Here is a 12,242-nt window from a genome sequence, read left to right as displayed (position 1 = left end):
ATTCAACATCGTTGTTGCCTGACACGACGCTTTCGCGAGCAAGCCCGCTCCCACAGGTGATCTCACCGTGCAGACATCAGGAGTTTCCCATGCAACGCATCGACCACCAGCTTCCCTGGAGCCACCTGGGCAGCGAGCGCACCCTCAGCGTGTTTCGTTATGGCGCGGGCACGCGCAAGGTGTACATCCAGGCCAGCCTGCACGCCGACGAATTGCCGGGCATGCGCACGGCCTGGGAGTTGAAGAAGCGCCTGACCGAACTTGAACAACAGGGACAATTGAAGGGTGTGATCGAGCTGGTGCCGGTGGCCAATCCCATTGGCCTCGACCAGCACTTGCAAGGCAGCCACATGGGGCGTTTCGAGCTGGGCAGCGGCAAGAACTTCAACCGCTCGTTCGTCGAACTCAGTGCGCCGGTGGCCGCGTTGATCGGTGATCGTCTCGGCAGCGATGCCCAGGCCAACATTGCGTTGATTCGCCAGACCATGGGCCAGGTCCTCGACAGCTTGCCGGCAGCGGCATCGCAGCTGGAAGCCATGCACCGCCTGTTGCTGCGCCATGCCTGCGACGCCGACATCACCCTCGACCTGCATTGCGATTTCGATGCGGCGATCCACATCTACGCGTTGCCGCAGCACTGGCCGCAGTGGCAATCCCTGGCGGCGCGTTTGCAGGCCGGCGTGGCGTTGTTGTGTGAAGACTCCGGCGGCAGCTCGTTCGATGAATCCTGTTCTTCGCCATGGTTGCGCCTGGCCAGGGCGTTCCCGGCGGCAGCGATTCCACCGGCCAACCTGGCGACCACCCTGGAACTGGGCAGCATGGGAGACACCCGCGTCAATCAGGCCCAGGCCAGTTGCGAAGCCATTCTCGGGTTCCTCGCCGAGCAGGGATTCATCTCCGGCACCTGGCCGGCGGCACCGGCCGAATGCTGTGAAGGCATGCCATTCGAAGGCACCCAATACCTGTTCGCCCCGCATCACGGCGTGGTCAGCTTCCTGCGCGAGGCCGGGGAGTGGGTGGAGAAGGGCGATGCACTGTTCGAGGTGGTCGACCCGTTGAACGACAAGGTCACCACCGTGCAGGCCGGCACCAGTGGTGTGCTGTTCGCCATCGACCGTGGGCGCTACACCCAGCCAGGCAGCTGGCAGGCGAAGGTCGCCGGGCGCGAGCCGATTCGGGTGGGCAAGTTGATCAACGACTGAGCCAGGAATTTTCTTTGTCTGTACTGGCCTCTTCGCGAGCAGGCCCGCTCCCACAGGGTTTACGCGTTCCCTGTGGGAGCGGGCTTGCTCGCGAAGGCGGCATCGGCCACGCCTGAGATGTTCCTGTCTACTGCACAGTGTTAGGCTCTTGCGCGAATCCTGCATTCAGTGAAGGAAGACCCATGTTGAAGATTCTCGCGCTGCTCACGCTCCTGGTATCCACCGCTGTCCACGCCCAAACCCCGCTGCAAACCGACTTGCCGCTCAAGTATCTGGAGCAGGCCAATGCCGATTCGAACCATCAACCCCTGGTGATTTTCCTCCATGGTTACGGCAGTAACGAGCAGGACCTGTTCGGCATCAAGGATGACTTGCCCGCGTCCTACACCTACCTGTCGGTGCGGGCACCCTTGGTGATGGAGGCGGGCAGCTATCAGTGGTTTCGCAAGAAGGGCGAAGGGGCCTACAACGGCGAGACCGATGATCTGAAGTCCAGCGGCCAGTTGTTGCTGGATTTCGTCGCACAGGCCACGAAGAAATATCACACCGAACCGGAGAAGGTGTTCCTGGTCGGTTTCAGCCAGGGCGCGATCATGACCTACGAAACAGGCCTGCGGCATCCCGAGGCGCTAGGCGGGATCGCTGCGTTGAGCGGACGGATTCTGCCGGTGCTCAAGTCCGAGCTCCAGCCGGATGAAAAACGCCAGTCACTGGCTATTTTCATCGGGCATGGCGAGCAGGACAAACGCCTTCCCTACAGCGACGGTACTGAAGCCAACAGCCTGCTGCAGAGCGTGTCACTCGAACCCGAGTTCCACGGCTACCCCGGTGTCGGTCACAGCATCAGCGCCGACGAGATACAGGACTTGAGCGCCTGGTTGCAGCGTCTCAACCCCTGACGTTCATTTTCCACTGACGATCTGCTTGACCAGGGTTTCGTGGGCCGCCATGTCGCCGGGGCGGGAAATCACCTGGATTACCGCCATGCGTGTGCCGGATGCGGCCATCAGCGTGGTGGTGAGGGTCATGCCACCGCCCTGCGTGGCAGTGCCGTCGATCTGGCGCAGGCCCAGCCCGGTTTTCTGGGTCAGGGCTTTCTCGCTGAGCTTGTTGTAGTCGGGCAGGGATTTGTGTTGCGCCGCATCGAAATCGGCCACGGTGCCGTCGAGGAACCCGCCGTCGTTGTCCTTGACGCTGACACCGTTGGGTAGAGTGTTTTCAGCGGCGATCACCACGGTCTTGGTGGTTTCATTGCTGTAGAGGGTGCCGCTGGCACCGTCCGGGCTGGCCGGCAGCGGGTTGGCGACGAAACCCTTGGGCAGGTTGAAGGTGAACTTGCTGCCGAGCATGGATACCTTATGGGCGGGCGTATCGCTGGAAGTGGCCTTGGCGGCCTGCGCATTCAAAGCCCCAAGGCCGGTAGCGGCTGCCAGCAGCAGTACAAGGGCTTTTTTACTCAACAATGACATCGGAATCTCCAGGGATGTGCGCGCGGTGGGGCGCGATCATCCCATGGAGGTTGCGATGCATTCCAGCGTGCTCTACCCAGCGGTCACCTTGGCTGAACACCCACCTATGCTCAGGGCAGCTCGATGAGCTGATGAAGCTTAGCGTTTGATGGCTGCTCTTTGAGTGTCAGTCGCCGGGCCGGCTGGCCGCGCCAGCAGGCGTTTGGTCACGCCCAGCATGGCCACCGACACCGCGACACCCAGCACAAAAGCGTTCATTCCCATCGTCGGCAGGGCCAGGGCCAACACGAGGCAGAAGGCGGCGAACGAGTACATGCCGGTGGCAGTGGCGCGCAGCAGCGCGGCGGTAAAGGCCGGGCCACGGGTTTGCTGGGAGAACACCGCCATCACGCTGCCCAATACGGGGAACACTGCCAGCAGGCCGCTCCAGCGGTCACCGACGGTGCTGGCCAGCAGTGTCACCACCAGGGTGAGCAATGCACCGGCCACCATGCGCAACAGGAGCTTGTCGGATTTCGGCGCCGGGCCACTGAGCACGGGTTGCACAGTGGGGAACAGGTACGGTGCGGCGAGCAGCGCGGCGGCGGCGGCGCACACCGAAAACACCAGGGAGGCCGGGATCAACGACAGGACAACCGCCACCAGTGCCCAGACCGACAGCGAGATCAACAGCGCCAGCGGCCATCCGGCCCGTTGTGCGACCTGGGCGTAGCTCACGCAAAACGCAATCATCGCGAACATGGCTGACAGCGCGGCGGTGGCCGATTGCGCAGCGAACGCCTGGCCTTGTTCGAGGGCGAGGAACAACAGGATCGGCCCGACCACCACCGGCAACCCCGACAACCAGCCGGCCACGCTCGGCCCCCAGCGTTTGCCAGCCAGGGAAATCAGCAGCAGGAAGCCTGGGATCACCAGCAGTTTGAGGATCAACACGCGCACGTCTCCGACCTTGTGAGGTGGCAACGGTAACATTGCAGCGGGTAGATTGCTTTATGTGCATGTAAGTTTTGTATACAAAAATAGAGATTTTATCGAGTTCTACGAAAGGCTCTTTTGCGCAAACGTTTTATCAAGGCATCCCACGATGAGGACAGCTCACCTTGAAACGCCAACGTTCACCCCTGCGCCATGGTCTGTGGCTGCTTGTCTTGCTGAGCTTCCAGGCCCTGGCCAATTGGCAGGACTCGCTGCCCGGCGCGCAAATCCTCGGCAGTGGTGAGTTTCGCAAGTACGGCTTCGATGTCTACAGCGCACGGCTCTGGAGTACTTCGCGACCCCTGGCGAACGATCAGCCGTTCGCCCTGGAGCTGATCTACCAGCGCAGCATTTCCCGTGATGACCTGGTGAATGCCAGCGTCAGGGAAATCAAGCGACTCGCCGGCACTTCGGTCAGTGCCGAGCAACTGGCGTCCTGGCAGGTGCAGATGCAACAGTCGTTTGTCGACGTACAGGCCGGCACGCGGCTGACCGGTGTCTATCTGCCGGGGCAGGGCGTGCGGTTTTTTCTCGGCCAGCAGCTGCTGCGTGATGTGAAGGACCTGCAATTCGCCAAGGCGTTTTTTGCCATCTGGCTCGATCCGCGTACCGGCAACCCTGTGTTGCGTCAGCAGTTGCTGGGCGTGGCGCCGTAAACTTTGCGTTTTGCCGGACCTGGCCCGAGGTTTGTGGTGATCAGTTGGTTGATTCTGCAGTTTCCAGGGTGACAGAACTGGCCCCTTCGCGGGCAAGCCCGCTCCCACAGTGGACCGCGTTCGTCTGGACAACTCGGTCAATTGTGGGAGCGGGCTTGCTCGCGATGAACGATAACGCGGTCCATCTGAAAAAAACGCAGGCAAAAAAGAACCCGGTGCGACTTGCATCGCACCGGGTGTTTTTCCAGGCGGCCACGGATCTTCGTGGGTCCCCGCGCCGTCTGTTGAACGCTGTTGACTTAAGCCCGTTCGAGCGCCAGTGCCACGCCCTGACCACCACCGATACACAGGGTGGCGAGGCCTTTCCTGGCGTCACGCTTGAGCATTTCATGCAGCAGGGTCACCAGCACGCGGCAACCCGAGGCACCGATCGGGTGACCCAGGGCGATGGCGCCGCCGTTGACGTTGACCTTGTTCAAGTCCCATTCCAGGTCCTTGGCCACGGCCAGCGATTGCGCGGCGAAGGCTTCGTTGGCTTCAACCAGCTCAAGCTGGTCGATGGACCAGCCGGCCTTGTCCAGGCAGCGGCGGGTGGCCGACACCGGGCCGATGCCCATGATCGCCGGGTCGACGCCTGCGTTGGCGTAGGCGGCGATTTTTGCAAGGACTGGCAAGCCCAGGGCCTTGGCCTTTTCGGCGCTCATCAGGATCACGGCCGCGGCACCGTCGTTCAGCGACGAAGCGTTACCGGCGGTCACCGAACCGTCCTTCTTGAAGGCGGCTTTGAGTTTGCCCAGGGATTCGGCGGTGGTGCCGGCCCGTGGTTGTTCATCGGTGGCGAAGGATAGCGGATCGCCCTTGCGCTGCGGGATCAGGATCGGCGTGATTTCATCGACGAAGCGCCCGGCTTCGATGGCGGCCACGGCTTTCTGCTGCGAGGCGGCGGCGAACGCGTCCTGTTGCTCGCGGCTCAGGCTGTATTTCTCGGCCAGATTCTCGGCGGTGATACCCATGTGGTAATCGTTGAACGCATCCCACAGGCCATCGCTGATCATGGTGTCGACGATTTGCGCGTGACCCATGCGCAGGCCGGTGCGGGCACCGGGCATGACGTAGTTGGCCAGGCTCATGTTTTCCTGGCCACCGGCGATGATCACCTCGGCATCGCCGCAGCGAATCGCCTGGGCACCCAGGTGCAGGGCCTTGAGACCGGAGCCGCAGACCTTGTTCAGGGTCAAGGCCGGCACGGCGAAGGGCAGGCCGGCCTTGATGGCGGCCTGGCGCGCAGGGTTTTGCCCGGCGCCGGCGGTCAGCACCTGGCCCATAATCACTTCATCGACTTGCGCAGGATCCAGGCCGGTTTGCGCCAGCAGCTGGCGGATCACCGCAGCACCCAGGTCGACGGCGGACACATTGGCCAGCGACCCCTGGAAACTGCCGATCGCGGTGCGCGTGGCGGCAACAATGACGACTTCTTGCATGGAATGATTCCTCACTGGGCAGCGAACTGCATTTCCGGCACGTGGTCCGGCACGATCAGTTTACCTGCGGTCTTGGCGACGATCTCCTCGACGCTGACGCCCGGCGCGCGTTCTTTCAGGATGAACGCGCCGTTTTCGATTTCCAGGTAGGCCAGGTCGGTCAGTACACGCTTGATGCACCCGGCGCCGGTCAGCGGCAGGCTGCATTGGGACAGCAGCTTGGACTCACCATCCTTGGATGCGTGGGTCATGATGACGATGATGTTGTCTGCGCCGGCGACCAGGTCCATCGCGCCGCCCATGCCCTTGACCAGTTTGCCGGGGATCATCCACGAGGCGATGTTGCCTTGCACGTCCACTTCAAAGGCGCCCAGCACGGTCAGGTCGACATGACCACCGCGGATCATCGCGAAGGACTCGGCCGAGGAAAAGATCGAAGCACCGATACGTGCGGTCACGGTTTGCTTGCCGGCGTTGATCATGTCGGCATCGATGGTGTCTTCAGTAGGAAAAGGACCCATGCCCAGCAAGCCGTTTTCCGACTGCAGCATGACTTCCATGCCTTCAGGGATGTAGTTGGCGACCAGGGTCGGAATGCCGATGCCCAGGTTCACGTAGAAGCCGTCCTGCATTTCGCGGGCGACGCGTTGAGCCATTTGTTCGCGGGAAAGTGCCATTGTTTTTATTCCTTCATTCGGTCCGGGGGCAGGGGATCACTTACGCACGGTGCGCTGTTCGATGCGCTTCTCGAACGTGCCGCAGATGATCCGGTCGACGTAGATGCCAGGGGTGTGGATCTGCGCCGGGTCCAGCTCGCCGGGTTCGACGATTTCTTCGACTTCGACCACGGTGATCTTGCCGGCGGTGGCCGCCAGCGGGTTGAAGTTCTGGGCGGTGTGGCGATAGATCACGTTACCGAAATGGTCGGCTTTCCAGCCTTTGACGATGGCGAAGTCGCCGGTGATGGATTCTTCCATCAGGTACTTGCGACCATGGAATTCGCGGACTTCCTTGCCGTCGGCGACAGGCGTGCCAACGCCGGTGGCGGTGAAGAACGCCGGGATGCCGGCGCCGCCTGCGCGCATTTTTTCAGCGAGAGTGCCTTGCGGGGTCAGGGTGACTTCGATTTCGCCCTTGAGCAGTTGCTCTTCGAACAGCTTGTTTTCGCCGACGTAGGACGCGACCACTTTGCTGATCTGGCGGTCGGTCAGCAGTACGCCAAGGCCGAAACCGTCGACGCCGCAGTTGTTGGAAACCACGGTGAGATCGCGGGTGCCCTTGCGCTTGATCTCGTTGATCAGGTTTTCCGGGATCCCGCACAGGCCGAAGCCGCCGGCGATCACGGTCATGCCGTCTTCAAGACCTGCCAGAGCTTCCTCGTAGGAACTCACGCGCTTGTCGAAACCTGCCATATGCACCTCTTTTATTCTTTGTGGGCGGCTGGCTAGCCGAATGGGATGGAGTGTCTCGCTGCCAGATTCATTTGTTAAGTTGTTTTTTAGAGCGGATTGATTGATAAAGCTCAATAATGTGTTGCCCAGTCTCTTGCAGCTTAGAACCTGTAGCTTACAACCGGAGCGTTGCCCCATGACCGTCAAGCAGATCCGCGCCTTTCTGGCCGTGGCCCAGAGCCTGAGCTTTGCCGTGGCCTGCGAGCGCCTGCATCTGTCGCAATCGGCCCTGAGCCTGACCATCAAGGCGCTGGAGGAGGGCCTGGGCGGGCGCTTGTTCACCCGCAACACGCGTAACGTGGCGCTCACCGCCGAAGGCGAATCCCTGGTGCCGCTGGCGCGCCGGTTGATCGCCGACTGGGACAATGCCGAGGATGAACTGCGTCAACGTTTCACCCTGCAGCGCGGTCGCGTGACCCTGGCGGCGATGCCGTCGTTCGCCGGCAACCTGCTGCCGCCGATCCTCAAGACCTTCCGCGCCCGTTATCCGAATGTCAACGTGACGGTCAATGACGTGATCAACGAGCAGGTGCTGGAAATGGTCCGTGACCGCCAGGTGGAGCTGGGAGTGGCCTTTGAACCGACCCAGAGTTCGTCGCTGCAATTCACGCCGTTGTACATCGACCGTTTCGTCGCGGTGGTGCCTCTGGATTCGGCACTGGCAGAGCTCGATGACATCGACTGGCAGACCCTGCTCAAGGAACCGTTCATTACCTTGCAGCGTCCGTCCACTGTGCGAGTAATGCTTGAAGAGCATCTGCAGGCCCGCGGGATGAAGCTGCCGGTGGAATTTGAAAGCCATCAACTGGCGACGGTCGGGCGCATGGTCGCCAGTGGCCTGGGCGTGAGCGCGGTGCCGGCCTTGTGCGCGGGGCAGATGCGTGAACTGGGGGCGCGTTGCATCACCTTGCGCGACCCGGTGGTGGAGCGGGCGCTGGGGGTGTTGACGTTACCGGGGGGCGAGCTGTCGGCGGCGGCGCAGGCGATGTTTGATGTGCTGAAAGAGGAAAACCTTGGGCAGCGATTTTCGTGAGTTGTATGGGGGACCTTGTGGGAGCAAGCTTGCTCGCGATGGCGGTGGATCAGCCAATAAATTTTCTGAATGTGCTGGCCTCATCGCGAGCAAGCTCGCTCCCACAGGGATCGGGTTTCGTCAGTTGCCAAGTAGCTTCGCCAATATTGGCAACAACCGCTCGCACGACCCCTCGATCTTCAAATCCAGAATCTCGTCCGCCCGGGTCTTGCCCAGGTTGATCGCAATCAACGGCTTGCCCTGATCCACCACCGTCCGGCACAAGCGAAACGCCGAGTAAGCCATCAGCGACGAGCCGACCACCAACAGCCCGGCAGCCTGTTCGACGGCGGCCATCGCTTTCGCCGCCGTGGCCTGTGCGACGTTCTCGCCAAAAAACACCACATCCGGCTTCATCCGTTCCCCGGCGCAATGCGGGCAGTGCGGGACCTGGAAGCGTGCCTCAAAGGCCGGGTCGAGCAAGGTGTCGCCGTCCGGCGCTTGCACCGCGTCGACGCCGGCCAGGTAGGGGTTCTGTGTTTCCATCAAGTGCTGGATCGAATCGCGCTCGCTGTGCCGGCCGCAATCCAGGCACAACACCCGGTGCAGACTGCCGTGGAGTTCGATCACGTCACGGCTGCCGGCCTGGTCGTGCAGGGTGTCGACGTTCTGGGTGATCAACCCTCTGATCTGCCGCGTGCCTTGCAAACGAGCCAGGGTGTCGTGGGCTTCGTTCGGCTGCGCCAGGCGCACCCTCGGCCAGCCGAGCATCGCCCGCGCCCAGTAGCGTCGCCGGGACTCCGGGGCCGAGAGAAACTCCTGGTACATCATCGGCTGCCGGCCCCGTCGCACGCCCTGGCTGTCGCGATAATCCGGGATGCCCGAAGGCGTGCTGATGCCGGCCCCGGTCAGCACGGCAAACGGCTGATCCGCCATGAGCTGATGGAGGCGATCGAGCTGTTCGTGGATCAGCTTGTCGAACATGTTGTGCAGGCCTGTAGGAGCGAGCTCGCTCGCGATGGTCGTCAACGATAACACTGTAAGCCTGACACCCCGCGGCGTGATCGCGTTTATCGCGAGCAAGCTCGCTCCTACAAAAAGCAGACAGTATTTATTTACGCGCCTCCAGGATCAGGTTGAACGGTGTTTCCGTGGCCCGGCGGAAACGGGTGAAACCGGCCTCGCTGAACACCTTGCGCAAACGCGCTTCACCGGCCTGGGCACCGAGGCCGAGACCGACTTCCTGGGACAGCGAATTGGGCGTGCAGATGAAGGTCGACGCCGCGTAGAACAGGCGACCGATCGGGTTGACGTTGTCGTCGAGCAAGTCGTTGGCGTAGGGCTCGACCAGCAGCACCGTGCCGTCGTCCTTCAACGACTCATAGGCATGCCTGGCCGCGCCCACCGGGTCACCCATGTCATGCAGGCAATCGAAGTAGCAGATCAGGTCGTAGTCGCTGCCGGGGTAGCTTTTGGCCGTGCCCTGGAAGAACCTGGCCCGACTGGATACACCCCCTTCTTCGGCCCGTTGGGTGGCAACGGTAACGGACGGCGCGTGGTAGTCGAAACCGACGAAGCGCGAATCCGGAAACGCCTGGGCCATGATCACCGTCGAGGCGCCATGGCCGCAGCCGATGTCCGCCACTTTGGCCCCGGCTTCCAGTTTGGCCACTACGCCGTCGAGGGCCGGCAACCATTCGGCGACCAGATGAGCTTTGTAGCCGGGGCGGAAGAAGCGTTCGGTCCCGCTGAACATGCACGGATGGTGATCGCCCCAGGGCAGGGCGCCGTTGCCGCGCATGGCGTTGACCAGTTTGTCCTTGTCATGGAAAAACGACGCGACCACGCCGATCCCGCCCGCCACATAAACCGGTGAGTCTTCTTTTGCCAAAGCCATGGCCTGCTCTTCGGGCAGGCGGAACTGGCCGTCCTGGTGTTCCATGTAGCCTGAGGCGGCGTGGGCACTGAGCCATTCGCGCAGCAGGCGGGTGTTGCAGCCGGTTTTCTCGGCAAGGGTTTCAGGGGTGATGGGCTGACTGTCGGCCATCGCCCGGTACAGACCGAGTTCTTCGCCGAGGATGACGTTGGCGAGCATCGCCGCGCCGCCCATGTCATTAACCAGTTTGCCCATGAAATCGTTGAGTCTGGCCTCGTCCATCATGTGTGCTCCTTCAGCAGGATCACGGTCCAGAGGCATTGTCTGGCGAGGGGATCGCCACTGGGCGGTGGTCGTGGGAATGTACAGGGCACCAAGCGGGCCCTGTGTGCAGTAAGTTTAGTTCGGGCCTTGTACCGCGCGGTCTGGCGCGACGAAAGCAACGTTTTTTCTGCCGGTACACGACCCTGTGGGAGCGGGCTTGTATCCCACTGTATCCAGACCCCTTTTCGATACAGTGACCTCTAATTCCGGCCCCAGCCGAACACAGTCCCGATACACCCCTTCGATTAACTCTGTCTCATGGCGGGCACCGGCTCGCGTCCTTGAACATCTTGTGAGATCGACACCATGCAGACCTCCATTCCCCCCGTAGCCAAGGCCAGCGCAGGGCTTGGCCTGCGTCGCGGTTTACTCAAAGACCTCCAGGCCGCACCAGCAGGCGATTTCGACTTTCTGGAAATCGCACCGGAAAACTGGATCGGCATCGGCGGTGCCCACGGCGCGGCATTGCGGGCCCTGGCGGAACGCTATCCATTGTCCTGTCACGGTTTGTCCCTGTCCCTCGGTGGGCCGTCGGCGCTGGACGTCGGTTTTTTGCAGGAAGTCCGGGGTTTTCTCGATCACTACAACGTGCCGCTCTACAGCGAGCATTTGAGCTATTGCAGCGATGACGGTCACCTGTACGACCTGTTGCCGTTGCCTTTTACCGAAGAGGCGGTGCACCACGTCGCCGCGCGTATCCGCCAGGCCCAGGACATTCTCGGGCGACGCCTGGCGGTGGAAAACGTCTCTTACTATGCCGCGCCTCAACAGGACATGGACGAGGTGACCTTCACCAATGCCGTGCTGCGCGAGGCCGATTGCGACCTGTTGCTGGACGTCAACAACGTGTACGTCAATTCGATCAACCACGGCTTCGATCCGCGGGCGTTCCTGGCTGGCATCGATTCGGGGCGGGTGGTGGCGATGCACATTGCCGGGCATTTCGATGAGTCTGATACCTTGAAGATCGACACCCATGGCGCTTCGGTCAAACCGGCGGTGTGGTCGTTGCTGACCCAGGCTTATGCCCGGTTCGGTGCGCAACCGACCTTGCTGGAGCGGGATTTCAACTTTCCCGTCTTCGCTGAACTGGTGGCGGAATTGCAGACCATTCGCCGCCTGCAACAGGAGGGCGTGAACCGTGGGTAAGTCGAGTCTTTTGCATCAGCAAACCACCATGGGCCTGTACCTGCGCGACCCTGAACGCAACGGGCCACCCACCCAAATGGACCCGGCGCGGGCCCTGGTTTATCGCGATCTGGTGTTCGCCAACCTGTCTTCTCTGCTCAGTGGCACCTTTCCGGTGTTGGTGAAGATTCTGGGTGACGAGCACTGGCGTTCGCTGGTGCGGATCTTTCTGCGGGACTACCGCGCCCGCACGCCGAAATTCGGTGAGATCGCCCAGGAGTTTGTCGAGTTTCTCGCGGCCGGGCCTCAGGCGTTGAGTGATGTGCCGTGGCCGCCGTTCATGGTGGAGCTGGCGCATTACGAGTGGGTGGAAATGGCGCTGCAACAGTCTGACGCCGAGCTTCTGGTGGGTGGTGATGCCGCGTTGCTGCTGGATCGGCCCTTGCGGGTATCGCCGCTGGCCTGGCCGTTGGCGTATGCCTGGCCGGTGCAAAGGGTGGGGCCGGATTACCAGCCTGATGTGGCGCCTGCTCAGCCGACCTTGTTGCTGGTGCGTCGCGCCGAGGACTGGAGTGTGAGGTTTTCTGAATTGAGTCCGTTGGCGTGGCGGTTGTTGCTGCGAATTGGCGAGTTTCCCGAGTTGACCGGGCGTGAGCAGTTGCAAGGAC

Annotated in this window: 13 protein-coding genes; 6 read left to right on the top strand and 7 right to left on the bottom strand. The window is 61.9% G+C overall.

Features of this window, described 5'->3' with window-relative positions:
* The first annotated feature begins 89 nt into the window (after positions 1 to 89).
* Positions 90 to 1,202, top strand: coding sequence for a succinylglutamate desuccinylase/aspartoacylase family protein (locus KGA98_RS27830; protein ID WP_223504864.1), 1,113 nt, complete (start codon positions 90 to 92; stop codon positions 1,200 to 1,202).
* Positions 1,203 to 1,384: 182 nt separating this feature from the next.
* A complete protein-coding gene (locus KGA98_RS27825) occupies positions 1,385 to 2,101 on the top strand; it encodes an alpha/beta hydrolase (protein WP_223504861.1) in 717 nt (238 codons plus the stop codon).
* Positions 2,102 to 2,104: 3 nt separating this feature from the next.
* Here the strand turns inward: KGA98_RS27825 and KGA98_RS27820 are convergent, their stop codons facing one another.
* On the bottom strand, positions 2,105 to 2,671 hold the full coding sequence (locus KGA98_RS27820) for a hypothetical protein (protein ID WP_223504860.1): 567 nt from the start codon (positions 2,669 to 2,671) through the stop codon (positions 2,105 to 2,107).
* A 138-nt stretch (positions 2,672 to 2,809) separates the two neighbouring features.
* Entirely contained in the window at positions 2,810 to 3,604 is a 795-nt protein-coding gene (locus KGA98_RS27815) for a hypothetical protein (RefSeq protein WP_223504866.1), read from the bottom strand.
* A gap of 167 nt (positions 3,605 to 3,771) precedes the next feature.
* On the opposite strand from KGA98_RS27815, the gene KGA98_RS27810 reads away from it, so the two are divergent.
* Positions 3,772 to 4,302: a chalcone isomerase family protein gene (locus KGA98_RS27810; RefSeq protein ID WP_223504858.1), complete on the top strand. Its 531-nt coding sequence runs from the start codon at positions 3,772 to 3,774 to the stop codon at positions 4,300 to 4,302.
* 299 nt (positions 4,303 to 4,601) lie between these two features.
* Here KGA98_RS27810 and KGA98_RS27805 read toward each other — a convergent pair whose 3' ends face one another.
* From KGA98_RS27805 to KGA98_RS27795, 3 genes are read right to left on the bottom strand one after another with little or no spacing between them, the layout of a single operon-like run.
* Positions 4,602 to 5,783: an acetyl-CoA C-acetyltransferase gene (locus KGA98_RS27805; RefSeq protein ID WP_223504856.1), complete on the bottom strand. Its 1,182-nt coding sequence runs from the start codon at positions 5,781 to 5,783 to the stop codon at positions 4,602 to 4,604.
* Positions 5,784 to 5,794: 11 nt separating this feature from the next.
* The gene (locus tag KGA98_RS27800) at positions 5,795 to 6,460 is read right to left on the bottom strand and encodes a CoA transferase subunit B (protein WP_008021761.1); all 666 of its coding nucleotides are present in this window, start codon (positions 6,458 to 6,460) and stop codon (positions 5,795 to 5,797) included.
* Between the two features lie 36 nt (positions 6,461 to 6,496).
* Entirely contained in the window at positions 6,497 to 7,195 is a 699-nt protein-coding gene (locus KGA98_RS27795) for a CoA transferase subunit A (RefSeq protein ID WP_034150336.1), read from the bottom strand.
* A gap of 175 nt (positions 7,196 to 7,370) precedes the next feature.
* Here KGA98_RS27795 and KGA98_RS27790 point away from each other — a divergent pair, with 175 nt between their 5' ends.
* Positions 7,371 to 8,267 (top strand): LysR family transcriptional regulator, encoded by an 897-nt coding sequence (locus KGA98_RS27790; protein WP_150814351.1) that lies wholly within the window; start codon positions 7,371 to 7,373, stop codon positions 8,265 to 8,267.
* Between the two features lie 120 nt (positions 8,268 to 8,387).
* On the opposite strand, the gene KGA98_RS27785 is transcribed toward KGA98_RS27790, so the two are convergent.
* Positions 8,388 to 9,230: an NAD-dependent protein deacetylase gene (locus tag KGA98_RS27785; RefSeq protein WP_223504854.1), complete on the bottom strand. Its 843-nt coding sequence runs from the start codon at positions 9,228 to 9,230 to the stop codon at positions 8,388 to 8,390.
* 127 nt (positions 9,231 to 9,357) lie between these two features.
* On the bottom strand, positions 9,358 to 10,404 hold the full coding sequence (locus tag KGA98_RS27780) for a class I SAM-dependent methyltransferase (protein WP_090457940.1): 1,047 nt from the start codon (positions 10,402 to 10,404) through the stop codon (positions 9,358 to 9,360).
* A 348-nt stretch (positions 10,405 to 10,752) separates the two neighbouring features.
* Between KGA98_RS27780 and KGA98_RS27775 the strand changes: the two genes are divergently transcribed.
* On the top strand, positions 10,753 to 11,595 hold the full coding sequence (locus KGA98_RS27775; protein ID WP_223504853.1) for a DUF692 domain-containing protein: 843 nt from the start codon (positions 10,753 to 10,755) through the stop codon (positions 11,593 to 11,595).
* Positions 11,588 to 12,242, top strand: a 655-nt coding sequence (locus KGA98_RS27770; protein ID WP_223504851.1) for a DUF2063 domain-containing protein, incomplete at its 3' end; no start/stop codon positions are given. The genes KGA98_RS27775 and KGA98_RS27770, both read left to right, overlap by 8 nt.

This window comes from Pseudomonas sp. BF-R-24 (genome assembly GCF_019947335.1).
In the GTDB taxonomy this organism is placed as follows: domain Bacteria; phylum Pseudomonadota; class Gammaproteobacteria; order Pseudomonadales; family Pseudomonadaceae; genus Aquipseudomonas; species Aquipseudomonas jessenii.
Note: the sequence above shows the minus strand (reverse complement) of the source record. Positions and strands in the feature narration are given on the sequence as shown.

Excerpts from the sequence above, each read along its gene's own strand:
- KGA98_RS27820 (WP_223504860.1), bottom strand. The coding sequence starts at position 2,671 with ATGTCATTGTTGAGTAAAAAAGCCCTTGTACTGCTGCTGGCAGCCGCT.
- KGA98_RS27795 (WP_034150336.1), bottom strand. The coding sequence starts at position 7,195 with ATGGCAGGTTTCGACAAGCGCGTGAGTTCCTACGAGGAAGCTCTGGCA.
- KGA98_RS27780 (WP_090457940.1), bottom strand. The coding sequence starts at position 10,404 with ATGGACGAGGCCAGACTCAACGATTTCATGGGCAAACTGGTTAATGAC.
- KGA98_RS27775 (WP_223504853.1), top strand. The coding sequence starts at position 10,753 with ATGCAGACCTCCATTCCCCCCGTAGCCAAGGCCAGCGCAGGGCTTGGC.
- KGA98_RS27830 (WP_223504864.1), top strand. The coding sequence starts at position 90 with ATGCAACGCATCGACCACCAGCTTCCCTGGAGCCACCTGGGCAGCGAG.
- KGA98_RS27805 (WP_223504856.1), bottom strand. The coding sequence starts at position 5,783 with ATGCAAGAAGTCGTCATTGTTGCCGCCACGCGCACCGCGATCGGCAGT.
- KGA98_RS27785 (WP_223504854.1), bottom strand. The coding sequence starts at position 9,230 with ATGTTCGACAAGCTGATCCACGAACAGCTCGATCGCCTCCATCAGCTC.
- KGA98_RS27790 (WP_150814351.1), top strand. The coding sequence starts at position 7,371 with ATGACCGTCAAGCAGATCCGCGCCTTTCTGGCCGTGGCCCAGAGCCTG.
- KGA98_RS27825 (WP_223504861.1), top strand. The coding sequence starts at position 1,385 with ATGTTGAAGATTCTCGCGCTGCTCACGCTCCTGGTATCCACCGCTGTC.
- KGA98_RS27800 (WP_008021761.1), bottom strand. The coding sequence starts at position 6,460 with ATGGCACTTTCCCGCGAACAAATGGCTCAACGCGTCGCCCGCGAAATG.